We start from the raw sequence: 19,103 nt of genomic DNA on the forward strand, positions 1-19,103 counted from the left end.
ACTAGAGGTTTATCTCGTGGCTAAAGAAAAATTCGAACGTAACAAACCGCACCTGAACGTGGGCACCATCGGTCACGTTGACCATGGCAAGACCACGCTGACCGCAGCGCTGACCAAAGTCTGTGCCGACACCTGGGGCGGTTCCGCTCGTGGTTTCGACCAGATCGACAACGCGCCGGAAGAAAAGGCTCGCGGTATCACCATCAACACCTCCCACGTTGAGTATGACTCGGCGATCCGTCACTACGCGCACGTCGACTGCCCCGGCCACGCCGACTACGTGAAGAACATGATCACCGGTGCTGCCCAGATGGACGGCGCGATCCTGGTTTGCTCGGCTGCTGACGGCCCCATGCCGCAGACCCGCGAGCACATCCTGCTGTCCCGTCAGGTAGGCGTTCCCTACATCGTCGTGTTCCTGAACAAGGCCGACATGGTTGACGACGCCGAGCTGCTGGAACTGGTCGAAATGGAAGTTCGCGATCTGCTGAACACCTACGACTTCCCGGGCGACGACACCCCGATCGTCATCGGCTCCGCGCTGATGGCTCTGAACGGCAATGACGACAACGAAATGGGTACCTCCGCCGTGCGCAAGCTGGTCGAGACCCTGGACTCGTACATCCCCGAGCCCGAGCGTGCCATCGACAAGCCGTTCCTGATGCCGATCGAAGACGTGTTCTCGATCTCCGGTCGCGGCACCGTGGTAACCGGTCGTGTCGAGCGTGGCATCGTCAAGGTCCAGGAAGAAGTCGAGATCGTGGGCATCAAGGCCACCGTCAAGACCACCTGCACCGGCGTTGAAATGTTCCGCAAGCTGCTGGACGAAGGCCGTGCTGGCGAGAACGTCGGCGTGCTGCTGCGTGGCACCAAGCGTGAAGACGTGGAGCGTGGCCAGGTTCTGGCCAAGCCGAACACCATCAAGCCGCACACCAAGTTCGAGTGCGAAGTGTACGTGCTGTCCAAGGAAGAAGGTGGTCGTCACACCCCGTTCTTCAAGGGCTACCGTCCGCAGTTCTACTTCCGCACCACCGACGTGACCGGTAACTGCGAGCTGCCGGAAGGCGTCGAGATGGTGATGCCGGGCGACAACATCAAGATGGTTGTCACCCTGATCGCTCCGATCGCGATGGAAGACGGTCTGCGTTTCGCCATCCGTGAAGGCGGTCGTACCGTCGGCGCCGGCGTGGTTGCCAAGATCATCGAGTAATCGATTGATCTGAAACGAAAAAAGGCCCTTCGGGGCCTTTTTTCTTGGCTCGTGAAATTGACAGATGGCAAAAGAGGCGTTCTTGACAGCCGCCGACGACATCCTTAGAATTGCGCCTCCTTTAATCGGGCACCTTTTTGTCCGAGAGGAAAGCTTGGAGTCTGAGGTCAAATGCAAAATCAACAAATCCGTATTCGGTTGAAGGCTTTTGATCATCGCCTGATCGATCAATCCACCCAGGAAATCGTAGAAACTGCGAAACGTACTGGTGCTCAGGTGCGTGGTCCGATTCCTCTGCCTACCCGCAAGGAACGTTACACAGTGCTGATTTCTCCGCACGTCAACAAGGACGCTCGTGACCAGTACGAAATTCGTACCCACAAGCGTGTGCTCGACATCGTTCAGCCCACCGACAAGACCGTCGATGCGCTGATGAAGCTCGATCTCGCCGCTGGCGTTGAAGTGCAAATCAGCCTCGGCTGAGACCGTCAAGGTTTCAGTCGTGTAACGCTCTGAAATGGGCGGCCATAGCGGGTGAAAGCCCCGTACACTCAAGAGGTTCTCAACATGACGATTGGTTTAGTCGGTCGTAAATGCGGTATGACCCGCGTTTTCACCGAAGAAGGCGTTTCCGTTCCGGTTACGGTCATTGAGATCGAGCCGAATCGCGTAACCCAATTCAAAAGCGAAGAAACCGATGGCTATCGCGCCATTCAGGTAACCGTGGGCGAGCGTCGTGCTTCCCGCGTGACCAAGGCGCAAGCCGGCCACTTCGCCAAGGCCAGCGTTGCCGCTGGTCGTAGCGTCCTCGAATTCCGCCTGGAAGACGGTGAGTACAAGGCTGGCGACGAAGTCACCGTAGCCCTGTTCGAAGCCGGTCAGATGGTTGATGTCACTGGTCAGTCCAAAGGTAAGGGCTACGCCGGTACCATCAAGCGCTGGAACTTCCGTGGTCAGGACAACACCCACGGTAACTCCGTTTCCCACCGTGCACCTGGTTCCATCGGCCAGTGCCAGACTCCTGGTCGAGTGTTCAAGGGCAAGAAAATGTCCGGTCACCTGGGTGCGGAGCGTGTAACCGTTCAGTCGCTGGAAGTCGTGCGTGTAGACGCCGAGCGCAACCTGCTGCTGGTCAAGGGTGCCGTCCCCGGCGCGCCGGGTGGTGACGTGATCGTGCGTCCCGCTGTCAAGGCCCGTGGTTGAGAGGAGAGAGAACATGCAACTCAATGTGAATGGCTCTCAAGCTATCGAAGTCTCCGAGCACACCTTCGGCGGTGAATTCAACGAGACCCTGGTTCACCAGGCAGTCGTCGCCTACATGGCTGGCGGTCGTCAGGGCACCCGTGCCCAGAAGACCCGTTCCGAAGTCCGTGGCGGTGGCAAGAAGCCCTGGCGTCAGAAGGGCAGCGGTCGTGCCCGTGCCGGTACCATCCGCAGCCCCATCTGGCGCTCCGGTGGCGTGGCTTTCGCAGCCAAGCCCCAGGATCACAGCCAGAAGCTGAACAAGAAGATGTACCGCGCTGCACTGCGCTCCATTCTCGCCGAGCTGGTCCGTCTGGATCGTCTGGTCGTGGTTGACGACTTCGCCGTCGACGCGCCCAAGACCAAGACCCTGGTCAGCAAGCTGGACGGCCTGGGCCTGAGCGACGTGCTGATCGTGACCGACGCTGTCGACCAGAACCTGTATCTGGCCGCCCGCAACCTGCCTTTCGTCGACGTGCGTGATGTCCAGGGTTCCGACCCGGTCAGCCTGATCGCCTACGACAAGGTGCTGGTCACTGTGTCCGCCGTGAAGAAATTCGAGGAGCTGCTGGCATGAACCAGGAACGCGTATTCAAAGTGCTGCTTGGCCCGCACATCTCCGAGAAGGCCACCATGCTGGCGGACAGCCAGAAGCAGTTCGTATTCAAGGTTGCCACCGATGCAACCAAGCTGGAAATCAAGAAGGCCGTCGAGCAGCTGTTCGAGGTCAAGGTTCGCAGCGTCAGCACCCTGAACGTCCAGGGCAAGACCAAGCGTACCGCTCGTGGTCTGGGCAAGCGTAACGACTGGAAAAAAGCGTACATCGCGCTCCAGCCGGGCCAGGATCTCGACTTTTCCAGCAGCGCCGAGTAATCAGGGGGCATCATGGCAATCGTAAAATGCAAGCCGACCTCCGCTGGCCGCCGCTTTGTGGTCAAGGTGGTCAACTCTGATCTGCACAAAGGCGCGCCCTACGCTCCTTTGCTGGAGAAGAAGAGCAAGTCCGGCGGCCGTAACAACAATGGTCGTATCACTACTCGCCACATCGGCGGTGGTCACAAGCAGCACTACCGTCTGGTCGATTTCCGTCGCAACAAGGATGGCATCCCTGCCGTCGTTGAGCGTATCGAATACGATCCGAACCGTACTGCACACATCGCTCTGCTGAAGTACGCCGATGGCGAGCGTCGCTACATCATCGCTCCCAAGGGCGTTGCTGCCGGTGACCAGCTGCTGTCCGGCGCTGGCGCGCCCATCAAGGCTGGCAACAACCTGCCGCTGCGTAACGTGCCGGTCGGTAGCACCATCCACGGTATCGAGCTGAAGCCTGGCAAGGGCGCTCAGATCGCTCGCTCCGCGGGTACCTCCGCTCAGCTGGTCGCCCGCGAAGGCGCCTACGTCACCGTGCGTCTGCGCAGCGGTGAAATGCGCAAGGTGCTGTCCGAGTGCCGTGCCACCCTGGGCGAAGTGTCCAACGGTGAGCACAGCCTGCGTTCGCTGGGTAAGGCCGGTGCCACCCGCTGGCGTGGCGTGCGTCCGACCGTTCGTGGTGTCGCCATGAACCCGGTCGATCACCCGCACGGTGGTGGTGAAGGTCGTACTTCCGGTGGCCGTCATCCGGTTTCGCCGTGGGGCGTCAAGACCAAGGGTCTCAAGACGCGCTCCAACAAGCGTACCGACAAGATGATTGTCCGTCGCGGCAAGTAATCAGTAGAGGATTCGACTGTGCCCCGTTCTCTGAAGAAAGGTCCTTTTATCGATCTTCACCTGTTGAAGAAGATCGAAGTCGCGGTGGAAAAGAACGAACGCAAACCGATCAAGACCTGGTCGCGTCGTTCGATGATCCTGCCGCAAATGGTCGGCCTGACCATCGCTGTGCACAACGGTCGTCAACATGTCCCCGTTCTGGTGAACGAAGACATGGTCGGCCACAAACTCGGCGAGTTCGCTGCTACCCGCACCTATCGCGGTCATGCGGCTGACAAGAAAGCCAAGCGTTAAGGGGTAAGGAAGATGGAAGTAGCCGCTAAGCTGTCGGGCGCTCGTATCTCCGCCCAGAAAGCCCGCTTGGTCGCCGACCAGATTCGCGGGAAGAAGGTGGGCGAAGCGCTCAACCTGTTGACTTTCAGCAGCAAGAAAGCCGCTGAGATCATGAAGAAGGTGCTGGAGTCGGCTGTTGCCAACGCCGAGCACAATGAAGGCGCCGACGTGGACGACCTGAAGGTCTCCACTGTCTTCGTAAACGAAGGTCGTTCGCTCAAGCGCATCATGCCGCGTGCCAAAGGTCGTGCTGATCGCATCGTGAAGCGGTCTTGCCATATCACGGTCAAGGTTGCGGACAAGTAACGGAGTCGATCAGATGGGTCAGAAAGTACATCCCAATGGCATTCGCCTGGGTATCGTCAAGGAGCACACTTCGGTCTGGTACGCGGATAAGCGCACTTATGCGGACTATCTGCTGGCCGACCTGAAGGTTCGTGAGTACCTCCAGGACAAACTAAAAAGCGCGTCCGTAAGCCGTATCGATATTCATCGCCCGGCTCAAACCGCACGCATCACCATCCACACCGCCCGTCCCGGTATCGTGATCGGCAAGAAAGGTGAGGATGTCGAGAAGCTGCGTCAGGACCTGACCGCAAGAATGGGTGTGCCCGTGCACATCAACATCGAAGAGATCCGCAAGCCGGAGCTCGACGGTGCCCTGGTTGCGCAGAGCGTTGCGCAGCAGCTTGAGCGTCGTGTGATGTTCCGTCGCGCCATGAAGCGTGCCGTACAGAACGCGATCCGCATTGGTGCCAAAGGCATCAAGATTCAGGTGAGCGGTCGTCTGGGCGGTGCTGAAATCGCCCGTACCGAATGGTATCGCGAAGGTCGTGTGCCTCTGCACACCCTGCGTGCCGATATCGACTACGCCACTGCGGAAGCCCACACCACTTACGGTGTGATCGGTGTGAAGGTTTGGATCTTCAAGGGTGAGGTCATTGGTGGCCGCCAGGAAGAGCTCAAGCCCGTCGCCCCGGCTCCGCGCAAAAAAGCTGCTGCTAAGTAAGGAGTACGCAACATGCTGCAACCCAAGCGTACAAAATTCCGCAAGCAGATGACCGGCCACAACCGTGGTCTGGCTCATCGTGGTAGCAAGGTCAGCTTCGGCGAGTACGCGCTGAAGGCTGTCGGCCGTGGCCGTCTGACCGCTCGCCAGATCGAATCCGCACGTCGTGCGCTGACCCGTCACGTGAAGCGTGGTGGCAAGATCTGGATCCGCGTCTTCCCTGACAAGCCTGTCACCAAGAAGCCTCTCGAAGTGCGGATGGGTAAAGGTAAGGGTAGTGTCGAGTACTGGGTAGCCCAGATCCAGCCGGGCAAGGTCCTGTACGAGATCGAGGGTGTTTCCGAGGATCTGGCTCGTCAGGCATTCGCCCTGGCCGCTGCCAAGCTTCCGCTCGAAACCTCCTTTGTTAAGCGGACGGTGATGTGATGAAAGCGAAAGATTTGCGTGAGAAATCCGTAGAGGAGCTGAACGAGCAGCTTCTCAACCTGCTGCGTGACCAGTTCAATCTGCGTATGCAGAAGGCAACTGGCCAGTTGGGTCAGTCTCACATGCTCTCGCAAGTGAAGCGCGACATCGCTCGCGTCAAGACTGTGCTGAACCAGCAAGCAGGTAAGTGATCATGGCTGAAGCTGAAAAAACTGTCCGTACGCTGACCGGCCGAGTGGTCAGCGACAAGATGGACAAAACCGTCACCGTACTGATCGAGCGTCGCGTCAAGCACCCGATCTACGGCAAATACGTGAAGCGTTCCACCAAGCTGCACGCTCACGACGAAACCAATCAGTGCCGCATTGGTGACCTGGTCACCATTCGCGAAACCCGCCCGCTGGCCAAGACCAAGGCGTGGACCCTGGTTGACGTCGTCGAGCGCGCCGTTCAGGTATAAGGGTAGAGAGCCATGATCCAGACTCAATCCATGCTTGACGTCGCCGACAACAGCGGCGCTCGTCGCGTGATGTGCATCAAGGTGCTCGGCGGTTCCCACCGCCGTTACGCCGGCATTGGCGACATCATCAAAGTCACCGTCAAGGAAGCAATTCCGCGCGGCAAGGTGAAGAAAGGTCAGGTGATGACTGCTGTCGTCGTGCGTACCAAGCACGGCGTCCGCCGCACCGACGGTTCCATCATCCGCTTCGACGGCAACGCCGCGGTTCTGCTGAACAACAAGCAAGAGCCGATTGGCACCCGTATCTTTGGGCCGGTGACCCGTGAACTTCGCTCCGAGAAGTTCATGAAGATCGTCTCCCTTGCCCCCGAAGTGCTGTAAGGAGTAGCCGACATGCAAAAGATTCGTCGTGACGACGAGGTAATCGTCATTGCCGGCAAGGACAAGGGCAAGCGTGGCAAGGTGCTGAAGGTACTCGCCGATGACCGTCTGGTCGTTGGTGGGGTCAACCTGATCAAGCGCCACACCAAGCCCAACCCCATGCTGGGTGTTCAGGGTGGCATCGTAGAGAAAGAAGCCCCTCTGCATGTCTCCAACGTTGCCATTTTCAACTCCGAGACCAACAAGGCTGACCGCGTTGGTTTCAAAGTCGAAGACGGCAAGAAGATTCGTATCTTCAAGTCGACCCAAAAAGCGGTCCAGGCCTGAAGCTGCTAGGTAGATCACCATGGCTCGATTGAAAGAGATTTATCGGAAGGAAATCGCGCCCAAGCTGAAAGAGCAGCTTCAGCTGGGTAACGTGATGGAAGTTCCGCGCATCACCAAGATCACCTTGAACATGGGTCTGGGCGAAGCGGTCGGTGACAAGAAGATCATCGACAACGCCGTAGCTGACCTGGAAAAGATCGCTGGTCAAAAGCCGGTCGTGACTTATGCTCGCAATTCCATTGCTGGCTTCAAGATTCGCGAAGGCTGGCCGATCGGCGTCAAGGTGACGCTGCGTAGCGATCGCATGTATGAATTCCTGGATCGTCTGCTGTCCATCTCCCTGCCGCGCGTGCGTGACTTCCGCGGCCTGAATGCCAAGTCCTTCGACGGTCGCGGCAACTACAGCATGGGCGTGAAAGAGCAGATCATCTTCCCGGAAATCGATTACGACAAAATCGATGCGCTGCGTGGTATGGACATCACCCTGACCACCACCGCTCGTACCGACGAGGAAGGCCGTGCGCTGCTGCGTGCGTTCAACTTCCCGTTCCGTAACTGATTGAGGTCTTCAGATGGCTAAGCAAAGCATGATTAACCGCGAGCTGAAGCGTCAGCAGACGGTTGCCAAGTACGCCAAGAAGCGCGCCGAGCTGAAGGCGACCATCGGTAATGTCAACGCCTCCCCCGAGGACCGTTGGAATGCCCAGGTCGCCCTGCAGAAGCAGCCCCGTGACGCCAGCGCCAGCCGCATGCGTAACCGCTGCCGCCTGACCGGTCGTCCGCACGGCGTGTACCGCAAGTTCGGTCTGTCCCGCATCAAGCTGCGTGAAGCAGCCATGCGCGGTGACGTGCCCGGCCTGGTGAAGGCCAGCTGGTAACAGCTAGCGCCTTTCATCGCGGTAATTGAATCAAGCCCCTTTTGGGGCTTGATTCGTTTCGGGCCGATCTCTAGAATGCTCGGCTCGCCCGAATCGGCCTATTGCCGAGGGGTGATTTTTGAGAGCCGGTAGGCTCAATTTCTGTATTAGGAGCTAATAGCCCATGAGTATGCAGGACCCGTTAGCAGACATGCTAACTCGTATCCGTAATGCCCAGATGGCTGAAAAGGCCGTTGTGAGCATGCCTTCTTCCAAGCTGAAGGCTGCCGTTGCCAAAGTCCTCAAGGACGAAGGTTACATCGCGGATTTTCAGGTCAGCGCGGAATCCAAGCCGTCGCTGTCCATCGAGCTGAAGTACTTCGAAGGCAAGCCTGTCATCGAAGAGCTGAAGCGTAGCAGCCGTCCCGGTCTGCGCCAGTACAAAGCCGTTGACCAGCTGCCGAAAGTGCGTGGCGGTCTGGGCGTGTCGATCGTTTCCACCAACAAAGGTGTGATGACTGATCGCGCGGCCCGTGCTGCTGGTGTTGGCGGCGAAGTGCTCTGCACAGTCTTCTAAGGGGAATCAGCATGTCTCGCGTTGCTAAAAACCCTGTAAGACTGCCTGCAGGCGTCGAAGTTAATCTGGCCGGTCAGGCGCTTTCGATCAAGGGTGCCAAGGGCGCTCTGGAACTGAAGGTCCATCCGTCCGTTGAAGTCACTCAAGAGTCCGGTGAGCTGCGTTTCGCTGCTCGCAATGGCGATCAGCAGACCCGTGCGATGGCCGGCACTACCCGTGCCCTGGTCAACAACATGGTGGTCGGCGTCAGCCAGGGCTTCGAGCGCAAGCTGCAACTGGTCGGTGTGGGCTACAAGGCCCAGGCCAAAGGTCAGGTGCTGAACCTCGCTCTGGGCTTCTCTCACCCCGTGGACTACGACCTGCCGCAAGGCATCACCGCAGAAACCCCCAACCAGACCGAAATCCTGATCAAGGGTATCGACAAGCAGCTGGTCGGCCAGGTTGCGGCTGAGATTCGTGGTTTCCGTCCGCCGGAGCCTTACAAGGGCAAGGGTGTACGGTATGCCGACGAAGTCGTCCACCGTAAAGAAGCCAAGAAAAAGTAGGGCATAGCAAATGACCGTCAAGAAAGAAACCCGACTGCGTCGCGCTCGCAAGGCTCGCCTGAAGATGCGCGAACTGGAAGTGGTCCGTCTGTGCGTGTACCGCTCTTCCCAGCACATCTATGCCCAGGTCATCGCGGCCGACGGCAGCAAGGTCCTGGCCAGCGCTTCTACGTTGGACAAAGAACTGCGCGAAAGCGCTACCAGCAACGTCGAGGCGGCCAAGAAAGTTGGTCTGCTGGTCGCCGAGCGTGCCAAGGCCGCTGGCGTTACCCAGGTGGCCTTTGATCGTTCTGGCTTCAAGTACCATGGTCGCGTCAAAGCGCTGGCCGACGCTGCTCGTGAAGGCGGGCTGGAGTTCTAAGTCATGGCAAATAACGATCAAAAGCGCGACGAAGGCTACATCGAGAAGCTGGTTCAAGTTAACCGCGTAGCCAAAACCGTGAAAGGCGGCCGTATCTTCGCCTTCACCGCTCTGACCGTGGTTGGCGATGGCAAAGGCCGCGTTGGCTTCGGCCGTGGCAAGGCCCGTGAAGTGCCTGCCGCCATCCAGAAGGCTATGGAAGCTGCTCGTCGCAACATGATCCAGGTGGATCTGAACGGCACCACCCTGCAGTACCCGGTCAAGGCCGCCCATGGCGCCTCCAAGGTGTACATGCAGCCCGCTTCCGACGGTACCGGCATCATCGCCGGTGGTGCCATGCGCGCCGTGCTGGAAGTCGCTGGTGTGCAGAACGTCCTGGCCAAGTGCTACGGCTCCACCAACCCGGTAAACGTGGTGTACGCGACCTTTGAAGGTCTCAAGCACATGCAGGCGCCGGAAGCTGTTGCCGCCAAGCGTGGCAAGAGCGTCGAGGAGATTCTCTGATCATGGCTAACGCAACCGTCAAGGTCACGCTGATCAAGAGCGTCCACGGCCGTCTGGCCAATCACAAGGCTTGCGTCAAGGGTCTCGGCCTGCGTCGCATTGGTCACACCGTCGAAGTTCAGGACACCCCTGAGAATCGCGGCATGATCAACAAGGCCTATTACCTTCTGCGTGTGGAGGGTTAAGTCATGAAATTGAATGATCTGCGTTCCGCTCCCGGCGCTCGCCGCGAGAAGCTGCGTCCCGGTCGTGGTATCGGTAGCGGCCTGGGCAAGACCGGTGGTCGTGGCCACAAGGGTCTGACCTCCCGTTCCGGTGGCAAGGTTGCCCCTGGTTTCGAGGGCGGCCAGCAGCCGCTGCACCGTCGTCTGCCCAAGTTCGGCTTCGTATCGCTGAAGGCCCTGGACCGCGCCGAGGTTCGTACCTCCGAGCTGGCCAAGGTCGATGTCGATGTGGTCGATCTGCAGGCGCTGAAAGACGCCAACGTGATCAGCCGTGACATCAAGCGTGTCAAGGTTGTGCTGTCCGGCGACGTCACTCGTGCCGTCACCCTGAAGGGCATTGGTGCCACCAAGGGTGCCCGTGCAGCCATCGAAGCAGCTGGCGGCAAGATCGAGGAATAAATGGCTAAGCAAGGTGCTCTCTCTGCGCTCAGCAAGACCGGTGGTATGTCCGAACTGTGGACCCGCCTCCGATTCCTGTTCCTGGCGATCATCGTCTACAGGATCGGTGCGCACATCCCTGTTCCGGGTATCAATCCCGATCAGCTGGCCGCACTGTTCAGGCAGAACGAGGGGACCATTCTTAGCCTCTTCAACATGTTCTCTGGCGGTGCGCTGGAGCGGATGAGCATCTTTGCCCTGGGGATCATGCCGTACATCTCGGCCTCGATCATCATGCAGCTGCTTACCGCGATCAGCCCACAGCTGGAGCAATTGAAGAAAGAGGGTGAGTCTGGTCGTCGCAAGATCAGCCAGTACACCCGTTACGGCACGCTGGTTCTGGCGCTCGTTCAGGCCACCGGGATGTCGGTAGGACTCGCCAGTCAGGGCGTCGCGTTCAGCGTGGGCTTCAGCTTCTATTTCGTCGCTGTCACCACGTTCGTCGCCGGCGCACTGTTCATGATGTGGCTGGGTGAGCAGATCACCGAGCGCGGTATCGGCAACGGCATCTCGATGCTGATCTTTGCCGGTATCGTCGCGGGCTTGCCTCGCGCCATCGGTCAGTCCTTCGAGTCGGCACGGCAGGGCGATATCAACATCTTCGCGCTGATCATGGTCGGTGTGGTGGCGGTCGCCATCATCGCCTTCGTGGTGTTCATCGAGCGTGGGCAGCGTCGTATCGCCGTGCACTACGCCAAGCGTCAGCAGGGCCGCAAGGTCTTCGCGGCGCAGAACAGCCATCTGCCGCTCAAGGTGAATATGGCCGGGGTCATCCCGGCGATCTTCGCCAGCAGCATCCTGCTGTTTCCGGCATCGCTCGGTTCGTGGTTCGGTCAGTCCGAAGGTCTCGGCTGGTTGCAGGACGTGGCTCAGGCCATCGCCCCCGGCCAACCGCTGAACATCTTGCTGTTTAGTGCAGGGATCATCTTCTTCTGCTTCTTCTATACGGCACTGATGTTCAACCCCAAGGATGTGGCGGAAAACCTGAAGAAATCCGGGGCGTTCATCCCGGGTATTCGTCCTGGTGAGCAGTCCGCGCGCTATATCGATGGCGTGCTGACCCGGCTGACCATGTTCGGTGCCCTGTACATGACGGCGGTGTGCTTGTTGCCCCAGTTCCTGGTGGTCGCGGCGAACGTGCCGTTCTATCTCGGCGGGACCTCGTTGCTGATCGTGGTGGTAGTGGTCATGGACTTCATGTCCCAGGTCCAGTCCCATCTCGTATCTCATCAATACGAGTCCCTGATGAAGAAAGCCAACCTGAAGGGCTACGGCAACGGCATGATGCGTTGAGCCGTTACTCGTAAGGTTAGAGGAGTTGTCATGAAAGTTCGTGCATCGGTCAAGAAGCTGTGCCGTAACTGCAAGATCATTCGCCGCGAAGGCGTCGTGCGCGTGATCTGCAGCGCTGAACCGCGTCACAAGCAGCGCCAAGGCTGAGTGTGAACCACGCGTCTAACCCGGCAGCTAGTGTGCTGCCGGGTTGATCATTTGTTCCTACAGCGTTAATATCGCGCGCCCTTTTCTTGGCTTCCGGGGCGTCGGTAGCTGTCAATTGGAGTTTTTCTGAATGGCCCGTATTGCAGGCGTCAACATTCCAGATAACAAGCATACTGTTATCTCGCTGACCTACATCTATGGTGTCGGTCGCACCACCTCTCAGAAGATCTGCGCGGCCACCGGCATCCAGCCGACCGCCAAGATCAAAGAACTGAGCGACGAGCAGGTCGATCAGCTGCGTAACGAGGTCGCCAAAATCCTCACCGAGGGTGACCTACGCCGCGAAATCAACATGAACATCAAGCGCCTGATGGATCTGGGTTGCTACCGCGGTCTGCGTCACCGCCGTGGTCTGCCGGTCCGTGGTCAGCGCACCAAGACCAATGCCCGTACCCGTAAGGGCCCGCGCAAGCCGATCCGCAAGTAATCGCATCCGCGAATCGACAGGAATCTAGTCATGGCAAAACCTGCTGCTCGTCCTCGTAAGAAAGTCAAAAAGACAGTGGTTGATGGCATCGCCCACATCCATGCGTCTTTCAACAACACCATCGTGACCATCACCGATCGTCAGGGCAATGCGTTGTCCTGGGCGACCTCCGGTGGCTCCGGCTTCCGTGGCTCCCGTAAGAGCACCCCGTTCGCTGCCCAGATTGCAGCCGAACGTGCCGGCCAAGCCGCTCTGGAATATGGTCTGAAGAATCTGGACGTGAACGTCAAAGGTCCCGGCCCCGGCCGTGAGTCCGCTGTTCGCGCCCTGAATGCCTGTGGTTACAAGATCGCCAGCATCACCGACGTGACGCCTATCCCGCATAACGGGTGCCGTCCGCCGAAGAAGCGTCGCGTGTAATAGGAGACAGTGAGAAATGGCTCGTTACATTGGTCCCAAGTGCAAACTGTCCCGCCGCGAAGGCACTGACCTCTTCCTGAAGAGCGGCGCTCGTGCCCTCGACTCGAAGTGCAAGCTGGAAACCGTTCCTGGCCAGCATGGTCAGCGTCGCGGTCGTCTGTCCGACTACGGTCTGCAGCTGCGTGAAAAGCAGAAAGTCCGCCGTATCTATGGCGTGCTCGAGCGTCAGTTCGCCGGTTACTACCAGGAAGCTGCCCGTCGCAAGGGCGCTACCGGTGAGAACCTGCTGCAACTGCTCGAATGCCGTCTGGACAACGTGGTGTATCGCATGGGCTTCGGTGCCACTCGCGCCGAATCGCGCCAGCTGGTCTCCCACAAGTCGATCACCGTCAACGGTCAGACCGTCAACATTCCCTCCTATCAGGTCAAGGTCGGCGACGTCGTCGCGGTCCGTGAAAAGGCCAAAAACCAGCTGCGTATCGCTCAGGCTCTCGAGCTGTGCGGCCAGCGTGGCCGGGTTGAGTGGGTCGAAGTGAGCACCGAGAAAAAGGAAGGCACCTTCAAAAGCGTGCCGGCCCGTGGTGATCTCTCCGCCGACATCAACGAAAACCTGATTGTCGAGCTCTACTCCAAGTAAGGGCTAGAAAGTAGGTGCATCCATGCAGAGTTCGGTAAATGAGTTCCTGACCCCCCGCCATATCGATGTGCAGGCGGTTAGTCAGACCCGTGCCAAGATCACCCTCGAGCCTCTCGAGCGTGGTTTCGGCCATACCTTGGGCAACGCGCTGCGGCGTATCCTGTTGTCCTCCATGCCTGGCTGCGCGGTAGTCGAAGCAGAGATCGACGGTGTTCTGCACGAGTACAGCGCCATCGAAGGCGTGCAGGAAGACGTGATCGAGATCCTGCTCAACCTCAAGGGCCTGGCCATCAAGTTGCACGGCCGTGACGAAGTCACCCTGAGTCTGAGCAAGAAAGGTCAGGGGCCAGTTCTGGCCTCCGACATTCAGGTCGATCACGATGTCGAGATCGTCAACGGTGAGCACGTCATCGCCCACCTGGCGGACAACGGTTCGCTGAACATGAAGCTGAAAATCGCGCGCGGTCGTGGCTATGAGCCCGCCGATGCGCGTCAGAGCGAAGAAGACGAAACCCGCGCAATCGGTCGTCTCCAGCTCGATGCTACGTTCAGCCCGGTTCGTCGCGTGGCCTATGTGGTGGAAAACGCCCGGGTCGAACAGCGTACCAACCTGGACAAGCTCGTGCTTGACCTGGAAACCAACGGTACCCTGGATCCGGAAGAAGCCATCCGTCGTGCCGCCACCATCCTGCAGCAGCAGCTGGCAGCCTTTGTCGACCTCAAGGGCGACAGTGAGCCGGTCGTGGTCGAGCAGGAAGACGAGATCGATCCGATCCTGCTGCGTCCGGTGGACGATCTGGAACTGACCGTTCGTTCGGCCAACTGCCTCAAGGCGGAGAACATCTACTACATCGGTGACCTGATTCAGCGTACCGAAGTGGAGCTGCTCAAGACCCCGAACCTGGGCAAGAAGTCCCTGACCGAAATCAAGGACGTTCTGGCCTCCCGTGGTCTGTCGCTCGGTATGCGCCTGGACAACTGGCCCCCTGCAAGCCTTAAGAAGGACGACAAGGCTACTGCCTGATCGTCATTGTTCACCGAACGATAGTTTGGGAAGGAATTTCAATCATGCGTCATCGTAAAAGTGGTCGTCATCTGAGCCGCACGAGCGCACACCGCAAGGCCATGTTCCAGAACATGGCTGTGTCGCTGTTCGAGCACGAGCTGATCAAAACTACCCTGCCGAAAGCCAAGGAACTGCGCCGCGTCGCCGAGCCGCTGATTACCCTGGCCAAGGAAGACAGCGTCGCCAACCGTCGCCTGGCTTTCGACCGTACCCGTTCGAAAGCTGCCGTCGGCAAGCTGTTCAACGACCTGGGCAAGCGCTACGCCAACCGTCCGGGTGGCTACCTGCGTATCCTGAAGTGCGGCTTCCGCGCTGGCGACAATGCGCCCATGGCGTATGTCGAGCTGATCGACCGTCCGGTCGGCGGTACCGTGGAACAGGCTGCTGAATAAGTAGCTGCGTTCTGGAAAAAGCCGGGCTCTTGCCCGGCTTTTTCATGCCCGCCTTTTGGCTATGGCAAGGCGCTGCTCAGGTCCAGACAGTAGGATCTTACGACTCAGGTTTTTCTATCAGGATGCTAGGATCAATAAATTAGTCCTAAAGTATCACCCCGGCGATACTTCCCTCATGCGATCAGCCAACGCTTTCCAGAGGGAGATACCTGTGACCGATACCAAGATCCTCACCACTGCCAGCGGCATTCCGGTAGCCGACAACCAGAATTCCCGCACCGCCGGTCCGCGCGGTCCGCTGATGCTCGACGACTTCCATCTGATCGAGAAGCTGGCGCACTTCAACCGTGAAGTCATTCCCGAGCGGCGCGTTCATGCCAAGGGCTCCGCGGCCTACGGTACCTTTACCGTTACCCAGGACATCACTCACCTTACTAGCGCCAAGCTGTTCGCCGGTGTGGGCAAGCAGACCGAGACCATCCTGCGCTTTTCCACCGTGGGTGGTGAGCGCGGTTCGGCGGATACCGAACGCGATCCCCGGGGTTTCGCCCTGAAGTTCTATACCGAAGAAGGCAACTGGGACATCGTCGGCAACAACACCCCGGTGTTCTTCATCCGCGATCCGCTCAAGTTTCCGGACTTCATCCATACCCAGAAGCGCGATCCCTGGAGCAACCTGAAGAGCCCCCAGATGATGTGGGACTTCTGGTCGCTATCGCCGGAGTCGCTGCATCAGGTGACCATCCTCTTCTCGGATCGCGGCATTCCGGATGGCTATCGCTTCATGCACGGCTTCGGTAGCCACACCTTCAGCCTGATCAACGCCCAGGGTGAGCGGCACTTCGTGAAGTTTCACTTCAAGAGCCAGCAGGGGATCAAGAACCTGGCACCGGCCGAGGCCGCACGGCTGGCCGGTACCGATCCGGACTACAGCCAGCGTGACCTGTTCCAGGCCATCGAGCGCGGTGAGTTCCCGCGCTGGAAGATGTGCATCCAGGTAATGAGCGAGCAGGAGGCAGCCGGTCGCGCCGAGAATCCCTTCGATGTGACCAAGGTGTGGTCGCAGCAGCAGTATCCGCTGCAGGAAGTCGGGGTGCTGGAGCTCAACCGCAATCCGCAGAACTATTTCGCCGAGGTGGAGCAGGCCTCCTTCGCACCGAGCAACGTGGTGCCGGGCATAGGGCTGTCGCCTGATCGCATGCTGCAAGGCCGGGTGTTCGCCTATGCCGACGCCCAGCGCTATCGCGTAGGGACCAACTATCAGCAGCTACCGGTCAACGCACCGCGCTGCCCCTATGCCAACAATCAGCGCGATGGCGCCATGCGCTTCGATGGCAATGGCGGTTCGCAGCCGAACTACGAGCCTAATAGCTATGGGCATACGCCCAAGCAGGCGCCGCAGTATCGCGAGCCGGCGCTGAACTTCGCCGGCCCCGCCGATCGCTACGATCACCGGGTGGACGAGGATTACTTCACTCAGGCCGGCGCGCTGTTCCGCCTGATGAATGCCGACCAGCAAGCACTGCTGATCGACAATATCGTCGGCGCCCTGGGCTCTGTGACCCGTGAGGTGCAACTGCGGCAGATCGGTCACTTCCTCAAGGCCGATCCCGCCTATGGCATGGGCGTGGCCAAGGGCCTGGGGATAGATCCCAGCGAAGTGGCCTGATCCAGGGATAGGAAGGAGCCCGGCGAATGCCGGGTTTTCTTCGTCCGTCAAAAAAGTGCGGGAAAGGCTGTCTCGAACGCCGCTTGCGACGTCGCAGTGCTAAGGTTCGCATCAAGCGCGAAAACACGAGGCTCGCTCTCCCGTCATGACTGTGTTTGGAGTGTCTTTGCGCCAGCTCTGGGCGCACGAAAAGGCCAGCTATGGCGTTCGCGTCTTTGTCGCCCTGAGTGGCGCCATGGCCGTCTGCTGGTCGCTGGGGGATCTGCGTGCGCTGTCGCCGGTGTTTCTCGGCATCATCGCCAGCGCCCTGGCGGAAACCGACGACAGTTGGCTGGGGCGACTCAAGTCGCTGGCGGTGACGCTGCTGTGCTTTACCGTGGCGGCCTTCGCGGTCGAGCTGCTGTTTCCCTATCCCTGGATCTTCGTGGTCGGCCTGGGCCTGGCCACCTTCAGCCTGACGATGCTGGGCGCCATCGGCGAGCGCTATGCATCCATCGCCCAGGCCACGGTGATCCTGTCGATCTACGCCATGATCGGGGTGGATCAGCGGCTCGGCGCCCAGGTGCCGTTGTGGTACGAGCCAGCGCACCTGCTGGCCGGTGCGCTGTGGTACGGCCTGCTTTCGGTGCTCTGGTGCGCGCTGTTCGCCCATCAGCCGGTGCGGCAGAATCTGTCCGCCCTCTATGGCGAACTGGAGATCCTGCTCAGGCTCAAGGCCGAGATGCTCGAACCGGTACGCGGGGTGGATCTGCATCGGCGCCGCGTGCTGCTGGCGCAGCAGAACGGCAAGGTGGTGCAGGCGCTGAACCAGGCCAAGGCGACCATCCTCAATCGCTTCGGCCGCTCGGGACGGCCTGGCGCGCGCTCGGGGCGCTACTTCCGTCTCTATTTCATGGCGCAGGACATCCATGAGCGCGCCAGTTCCTCGCACTATCCCTACAGCGCCTTGACCGAGGCCTTCTTCCACAGCGACATCCTGTTTCGCTGTCAGCGGCTGCTCAAGCTGCAGGCCAATGCCTGCCACAACATGGGCGAGGCGATCCGTCTGGGGCAGCCCTTCGAATACGGCCAGCAGAGTCAGCAGGGGCTGACCGATCTGCAGGCCTCGCTGGAGTATCTCAAGCAGCAGCAGAATCCGCGCTGGCGCGGTCTGCTGCGCTCCCTGGACCTGCTCGGGCACAATCTCTCGACTCTGGAGCGGCAATTCTCCGAGGCGGGCAACAGCGACTCGGGGGCGGCGGATCTGGACACCAGCCTGCTGGATCCGGCGGCGCGCTCCCTGCGCGAGGTGTTCCAGCGCATCCGCCTACAGCTGACCCCGACCTCGCTGCTGTTCCGCCATGGCCTGCGCCTGGCGCTGGCGCTGATGGCCGGGTATGGCGTGCTGCACCTGATCCACCCGGTGAACGGCTACTGGATCCTGCTGACCACGGTGTTCGTCTGTCGGCCGCAGTACGGGGCGACCCGGGTGCGGCTGGTGCAGCGGATCGTTGGTACGGTGATCGGCCTGTTGCTGGGCAGCGCCTTGCTGGAGCTGTTCGGTCAGCCGGAGATCCAGCTGTTGATGGCGCTGGTCGCCGGCCTGGTGTTCTTTATCACCCGGACGGATCGCTACACCATCGCCACCGCCGCCATCACCCTGATGGTGCTGTTCTGCTTCAACCAGGTGGGCAATGGCTTCATGCTGATCTGGCCGCGGTTGCTGGATACGCTGTTGGGTTGCCTGATCGCGGTGCTGGCGGTGTTCTTTGTCCTGCCCGACTGGCAGGGACGGCGACTGCATCAGGTGATGGCCAATACCCTGCGCACCAATGCGCTCTATCTGCGCCGGTTGCACGAGCAGTACCGGACCGGCAAGCGGGACGATCTCGACTACCGCGTGTCGCGGCGCAACGCCCACAATGCCGATGCGACGCTGTCGGCCGCACTGGCCAACATGCTGCGCGATCCCGGGCATTTCCGCCGTAACCTGGAAGCGGGCTTTCGCTATCTGGCGCTGTCCAACACCCTGCTGGGCTATCTGTCGGCCCTGGGCGCCCATCGCCGCCAGTTGGAGGCGGCCGAGCACGATGCCCTGGTGGAGCGCGCCGTGACCCGGATCGCCGAGGGCATGGAAGCCATTGCCGCCGCGGTGGCGGAGCGGCGTAGTCTGCCGCCGACCGCCGAAGAGGAAAGCAGCCTGGCCGACGAACTGGAAGCCGCGGCCGAGGACAACGACGATGGCTACCGACTGGTGTGTACCCAGTTGGCGCTGATCTGCCGATTGCTGCCCAATCTCAAAAGCGCCGCTAACCATACCCTGCGCGAACAAAGCCGCGAGCAACCGGCAGCGGGTACCGCCGATGCTTGAGCAAGGTTGGCGCGACGCGCTATGTTGACCGATGTCCGTCG

The 19,103-nt window shown here is 59.9% G+C and carries 31 protein-coding genes; all 31 read left to right on the top strand.

Going from position 1 to position 19,103, the window contains the following annotated elements:
- Window positions 1-16: 16 nt before the first annotated feature.
- The 31 genes from tuf to yccS all read left to right on the top strand — a co-directional run bounded on the left by tuf (window position 17) and on the right by yccS (window position 19,062).
- Window positions 17-1,210, top strand: coding sequence for an elongation factor Tu (tuf, locus tag LRS53_RS09405; protein WP_160921986.1), 1,194 nt, complete (start codon window positions 17-19; stop codon window positions 1,208-1,210).
- Between the two features lie 171 nt (window positions 1,211-1,381).
- Complete coding sequence (rpsJ, locus tag LRS53_RS09410; RefSeq protein WP_003243886.1) at window positions 1,382-1,693, top strand: 30S ribosomal protein S10; 312 nt, start codon at window positions 1,382-1,384, stop codon at window positions 1,691-1,693.
- Window positions 1,694-1,777: 84 nt separating this feature from the next.
- Window positions 1,778-2,413, top strand: coding sequence for a 50S ribosomal protein L3 (rplC, locus tag LRS53_RS09415; protein ID WP_007161251.1), 636 nt, complete (start codon window positions 1,778-1,780; stop codon window positions 2,411-2,413).
- A gap of 13 nt (window positions 2,414-2,426) precedes the next feature.
- Entirely contained in the window at window positions 2,427-3,029 is a 603-nt protein-coding gene (gene rplD, locus LRS53_RS09420) for a 50S ribosomal protein L4 (protein WP_017640279.1), read from the top strand.
- On the top strand, window positions 3,026-3,325 hold the full coding sequence (gene rplW, locus LRS53_RS09425) for a 50S ribosomal protein L23 (protein WP_007161249.1): 300 nt from the start codon (window positions 3,026-3,028) through the stop codon (window positions 3,323-3,325). Before rplD ends, rplW begins: the two co-directional genes overlap by 4 nt.
- Window positions 3,326-3,337: 12 nt before the next feature.
- Window positions 3,338-4,159 carry a 50S ribosomal protein L2 gene (rplB, locus tag LRS53_RS09430; RefSeq protein WP_007161248.1) on the top strand — a complete coding sequence of 274 codons (822 nt, stop codon included), beginning with the start codon at window positions 3,338-3,340 and terminating at the stop codon, window positions 4,157-4,159.
- A gap of 18 nt (window positions 4,160-4,177) precedes the next feature.
- Window positions 4,178-4,453, top strand: a complete 276-nt coding sequence (gene rpsS / locus LRS53_RS09435; protein ID WP_007161247.1) for a 30S ribosomal protein S19 — start codon at window positions 4,178-4,180, stop codon at window positions 4,451-4,453.
- Between the two features lie 12 nt (window positions 4,454-4,465).
- On the top strand, window positions 4,466-4,798 hold the full coding sequence (gene rplV, locus LRS53_RS09440) for a 50S ribosomal protein L22 (RefSeq protein ID WP_007161246.1): 333 nt from the start codon (window positions 4,466-4,468) through the stop codon (window positions 4,796-4,798).
- A 13-nt stretch (window positions 4,799-4,811) separates the two neighbouring features.
- Window positions 4,812-5,501, top strand: a complete 690-nt coding sequence (gene rpsC / locus LRS53_RS09445; RefSeq protein WP_007161245.1) for a 30S ribosomal protein S3 — start codon at window positions 4,812-4,814, stop codon at window positions 5,499-5,501.
- Window positions 5,502-5,513: 12 nt separating this feature from the next.
- On the top strand, window positions 5,514-5,927 hold the full coding sequence (gene rplP, locus LRS53_RS09450; protein ID WP_017640282.1) for a 50S ribosomal protein L16: 414 nt from the start codon (window positions 5,514-5,516) through the stop codon (window positions 5,925-5,927).
- Complete coding sequence (gene rpmC, locus LRS53_RS09455; protein WP_007161243.1) at window positions 5,927-6,118, top strand: 50S ribosomal protein L29; 192 nt, start codon at window positions 5,927-5,929, stop codon at window positions 6,116-6,118. The genes rplP and rpmC overlap by 1 nt, the downstream gene beginning before the upstream one ends.
- Before the next feature lie 2 nt (window positions 6,119-6,120).
- On the top strand, window positions 6,121-6,387 hold the full coding sequence (gene rpsQ / locus LRS53_RS09460; protein WP_007161242.1) for a 30S ribosomal protein S17: 267 nt from the start codon (window positions 6,121-6,123) through the stop codon (window positions 6,385-6,387).
- Window positions 6,388-6,399: 12 nt separating this feature from the next.
- Window positions 6,400-6,768: a 50S ribosomal protein L14 gene (gene rplN / locus LRS53_RS09465; protein ID WP_007161241.1), complete on the top strand. Its 369-nt coding sequence runs from the start codon at window positions 6,400-6,402 to the stop codon at window positions 6,766-6,768.
- 12 nt (window positions 6,769-6,780) lie between these two features.
- Complete coding sequence (gene rplX / locus LRS53_RS09470; protein ID WP_017640283.1) at window positions 6,781-7,095, top strand: 50S ribosomal protein L24; 315 nt, start codon at window positions 6,781-6,783, stop codon at window positions 7,093-7,095.
- Between the two features lie 19 nt (window positions 7,096-7,114).
- Entirely contained in the window at window positions 7,115-7,654 is a 540-nt protein-coding gene (rplE, locus tag LRS53_RS09475; protein WP_007161239.1) for a 50S ribosomal protein L5, read from the top strand.
- 13 nt (window positions 7,655-7,667) lie between these two features.
- Window positions 7,668-7,973: a 30S ribosomal protein S14 gene (gene rpsN, locus LRS53_RS09480; protein WP_017640284.1), complete on the top strand. Its 306-nt coding sequence runs from the start codon at window positions 7,668-7,670 to the stop codon at window positions 7,971-7,973.
- A 163-nt stretch (window positions 7,974-8,136) separates the two neighbouring features.
- A complete protein-coding gene (gene rpsH / locus LRS53_RS09485) occupies window positions 8,137-8,529 on the top strand; it encodes a 30S ribosomal protein S8 (protein ID WP_017640285.1) in 393 nt (130 codons plus the stop codon).
- A gap of 11 nt (window positions 8,530-8,540) precedes the next feature.
- Window positions 8,541-9,074, top strand: coding sequence for a 50S ribosomal protein L6 (rplF, locus tag LRS53_RS09490; RefSeq protein WP_017640286.1), 534 nt, complete (start codon window positions 8,541-8,543; stop codon window positions 9,072-9,074).
- A gap of 10 nt (window positions 9,075-9,084) precedes the next feature.
- A complete protein-coding gene (gene rplR / locus LRS53_RS09495; RefSeq protein WP_007161235.1) occupies window positions 9,085-9,435 on the top strand; it encodes a 50S ribosomal protein L18 in 351 nt (116 codons plus the stop codon).
- Window positions 9,436-9,438: 3 nt separating this feature from the next.
- Window positions 9,439-9,939: a 30S ribosomal protein S5 gene (gene rpsE / locus LRS53_RS09500; RefSeq protein ID WP_007161234.1), complete on the top strand. Its 501-nt coding sequence runs from the start codon at window positions 9,439-9,441 to the stop codon at window positions 9,937-9,939.
- Window positions 9,940-9,941: 2 nt separating this feature from the next.
- Window positions 9,942-10,124, top strand: coding sequence for a 50S ribosomal protein L30 (rpmD, locus tag LRS53_RS09505; RefSeq protein WP_007161233.1), 183 nt, complete (start codon window positions 9,942-9,944; stop codon window positions 10,122-10,124).
- Between the two features lie 3 nt (window positions 10,125-10,127).
- Complete coding sequence (gene rplO, locus LRS53_RS09510; RefSeq protein ID WP_007161232.1) at window positions 10,128-10,562, top strand: 50S ribosomal protein L15; 435 nt, start codon at window positions 10,128-10,130, stop codon at window positions 10,560-10,562.
- Window positions 10,563-11,894 carry a preprotein translocase subunit SecY gene (gene secY / locus LRS53_RS09515; protein WP_026083755.1) on the top strand — a complete coding sequence of 444 codons (1,332 nt, stop codon included), beginning with the start codon at window positions 10,563-10,565 and terminating at the stop codon, window positions 11,892-11,894.
- A gap of 30 nt (window positions 11,895-11,924) precedes the next feature.
- Window positions 11,925-12,041 (top strand): 50S ribosomal protein L36, encoded by a 117-nt coding sequence (gene rpmJ / locus LRS53_RS09520; protein WP_002555468.1) that lies wholly within the window; start codon window positions 11,925-11,927, stop codon window positions 12,039-12,041.
- Window positions 12,042-12,171: 130 nt separating this feature from the next.
- Window positions 12,172-12,528, top strand: a complete 357-nt coding sequence (gene rpsM, locus LRS53_RS09525) for a 30S ribosomal protein S13 (RefSeq protein WP_017640288.1) — start codon at window positions 12,172-12,174, stop codon at window positions 12,526-12,528.
- A 30-nt stretch (window positions 12,529-12,558) separates the two neighbouring features.
- Window positions 12,559-12,948, top strand: coding sequence for a 30S ribosomal protein S11 (gene rpsK, locus LRS53_RS09530; RefSeq protein ID WP_003281811.1), 390 nt, complete (start codon window positions 12,559-12,561; stop codon window positions 12,946-12,948).
- A gap of 16 nt (window positions 12,949-12,964) precedes the next feature.
- A complete protein-coding gene (gene rpsD, locus LRS53_RS09535) occupies window positions 12,965-13,585 on the top strand; it encodes a 30S ribosomal protein S4 (RefSeq protein WP_017640289.1) in 621 nt (206 codons plus the stop codon).
- 22 nt (window positions 13,586-13,607) lie between these two features.
- Window positions 13,608-14,609 carry a DNA-directed RNA polymerase subunit alpha gene (locus LRS53_RS09540; RefSeq protein ID WP_059316454.1) on the top strand — a complete coding sequence of 334 codons (1,002 nt, stop codon included), beginning with the start codon at window positions 13,608-13,610 and terminating at the stop codon, window positions 14,607-14,609.
- Window positions 14,610-14,653: 44 nt separating this feature from the next.
- A complete protein-coding gene (rplQ, locus tag LRS53_RS09545) occupies window positions 14,654-15,043 on the top strand; it encodes a 50S ribosomal protein L17 (protein WP_007161227.1) in 390 nt (129 codons plus the stop codon).
- A gap of 175 nt (window positions 15,044-15,218) precedes the next feature.
- Window positions 15,219-16,712: a catalase gene (locus tag LRS53_RS09550; protein ID WP_231355710.1), complete on the top strand. Its 1,494-nt coding sequence runs from the start codon at window positions 15,219-15,221 to the stop codon at window positions 16,710-16,712.
- A 145-nt stretch (window positions 16,713-16,857) separates the two neighbouring features.
- Complete coding sequence (gene yccS / locus LRS53_RS09555; RefSeq protein WP_231355711.1) at window positions 16,858-19,062, top strand: YccS family putative transporter; 2,205 nt, start codon at window positions 16,858-16,860, stop codon at window positions 19,060-19,062.
- The last annotated feature ends 41 nt before the right edge of the window (window positions 19,063-19,103 follow it).

The sequence above is a fragment of the Pseudomonas sp. PLB05 genome, assembly GCF_021106615.1.
Classification (GTDB): Bacteria; Pseudomonadota; Gammaproteobacteria; order Pseudomonadales; family Pseudomonadaceae; genus Chryseomonas; species Chryseomonas benzopyrenica.

What these genes read in the sequence shown, in the direction of transcription:
- rpmD (WP_007161233.1), top strand. Translation starts at nt 9,942, where the DNA reads ATGGCTAACGCAACCGTCAAGGTCACGCTGATCAAGAGCGTCCACGGC.
- rplW (WP_007161249.1), top strand. Translation starts at nt 3,026, where the DNA reads ATGAACCAGGAACGCGTATTCAAAGTGCTGCTTGGCCCGCACATCTCC.
- LRS53_RS09550 (WP_231355710.1), top strand. Translation starts at nt 15,219, where the DNA reads ATGCGATCAGCCAACGCTTTCCAGAGGGAGATACCTGTGACCGATACC.
- rpsE (WP_007161234.1), top strand. Translation starts at nt 9,439, where the DNA reads ATGGCAAATAACGATCAAAAGCGCGACGAAGGCTACATCGAGAAGCTG.
- rpsN (WP_017640284.1), top strand. Translation starts at nt 7,668, where the DNA reads ATGGCTAAGCAAAGCATGATTAACCGCGAGCTGAAGCGTCAGCAGACG.
- rplC (WP_007161251.1), top strand. Translation starts at nt 1,778, where the DNA reads ATGACGATTGGTTTAGTCGGTCGTAAATGCGGTATGACCCGCGTTTTC.
- rplR (WP_007161235.1), top strand. Translation starts at nt 9,085, where the DNA reads ATGACCGTCAAGAAAGAAACCCGACTGCGTCGCGCTCGCAAGGCTCGC.
- rpsK (WP_003281811.1), top strand. Translation starts at nt 12,559, where the DNA reads ATGGCAAAACCTGCTGCTCGTCCTCGTAAGAAAGTCAAAAAGACAGTG.
- rplB (WP_007161248.1), top strand. Translation starts at nt 3,338, where the DNA reads ATGGCAATCGTAAAATGCAAGCCGACCTCCGCTGGCCGCCGCTTTGTG.
- rplV (WP_007161246.1), top strand. Translation starts at nt 4,466, where the DNA reads ATGGAAGTAGCCGCTAAGCTGTCGGGCGCTCGTATCTCCGCCCAGAAA.
- rpmJ (WP_002555468.1), top strand. Translation starts at nt 11,925, where the DNA reads ATGAAAGTTCGTGCATCGGTCAAGAAGCTGTGCCGTAACTGCAAGATC.
- rpsM (WP_017640288.1), top strand. Translation starts at nt 12,172, where the DNA reads ATGGCCCGTATTGCAGGCGTCAACATTCCAGATAACAAGCATACTGTT.
- rplD (WP_017640279.1), top strand. Translation starts at nt 2,427, where the DNA reads ATGCAACTCAATGTGAATGGCTCTCAAGCTATCGAAGTCTCCGAGCAC.
- rpsJ (WP_003243886.1), top strand. Translation starts at nt 1,382, where the DNA reads ATGCAAAATCAACAAATCCGTATTCGGTTGAAGGCTTTTGATCATCGC.
- rplQ (WP_007161227.1), top strand. Translation starts at nt 14,654, where the DNA reads ATGCGTCATCGTAAAAGTGGTCGTCATCTGAGCCGCACGAGCGCACAC.
- rpsD (WP_017640289.1), top strand. Translation starts at nt 12,965, where the DNA reads ATGGCTCGTTACATTGGTCCCAAGTGCAAACTGTCCCGCCGCGAAGGC.
- rplF (WP_017640286.1), top strand. Translation starts at nt 8,541, where the DNA reads ATGTCTCGCGTTGCTAAAAACCCTGTAAGACTGCCTGCAGGCGTCGAA.
- rplO (WP_007161232.1), top strand. Translation starts at nt 10,128, where the DNA reads ATGAAATTGAATGATCTGCGTTCCGCTCCCGGCGCTCGCCGCGAGAAG.
- rpmC (WP_007161243.1), top strand. Translation starts at nt 5,927, where the DNA reads ATGAAAGCGAAAGATTTGCGTGAGAAATCCGTAGAGGAGCTGAACGAG.
- rplN (WP_007161241.1), top strand. Translation starts at nt 6,400, where the DNA reads ATGATCCAGACTCAATCCATGCTTGACGTCGCCGACAACAGCGGCGCT.
- LRS53_RS09540 (WP_059316454.1), top strand. Translation starts at nt 13,608, where the DNA reads ATGCAGAGTTCGGTAAATGAGTTCCTGACCCCCCGCCATATCGATGTG.
- secY (WP_026083755.1), top strand. Translation starts at nt 10,563, where the DNA reads ATGGCTAAGCAAGGTGCTCTCTCTGCGCTCAGCAAGACCGGTGGTATG.
- rplP (WP_017640282.1), top strand. Translation starts at nt 5,514, where the DNA reads ATGCTGCAACCCAAGCGTACAAAATTCCGCAAGCAGATGACCGGCCAC.
- rpsH (WP_017640285.1), top strand. Translation starts at nt 8,137, where the DNA reads ATGAGTATGCAGGACCCGTTAGCAGACATGCTAACTCGTATCCGTAAT.
- yccS (WP_231355711.1), top strand. Translation starts at nt 16,858, where the DNA reads ATGACTGTGTTTGGAGTGTCTTTGCGCCAGCTCTGGGCGCACGAAAAG.
- rplX (WP_017640283.1), top strand. Translation starts at nt 6,781, where the DNA reads ATGCAAAAGATTCGTCGTGACGACGAGGTAATCGTCATTGCCGGCAAG.
- rpsQ (WP_007161242.1), top strand. Translation starts at nt 6,121, where the DNA reads ATGGCTGAAGCTGAAAAAACTGTCCGTACGCTGACCGGCCGAGTGGTC.
- rplE (WP_007161239.1), top strand. Translation starts at nt 7,115, where the DNA reads ATGGCTCGATTGAAAGAGATTTATCGGAAGGAAATCGCGCCCAAGCTG.
- rpsC (WP_007161245.1), top strand. Translation starts at nt 4,812, where the DNA reads ATGGGTCAGAAAGTACATCCCAATGGCATTCGCCTGGGTATCGTCAAG.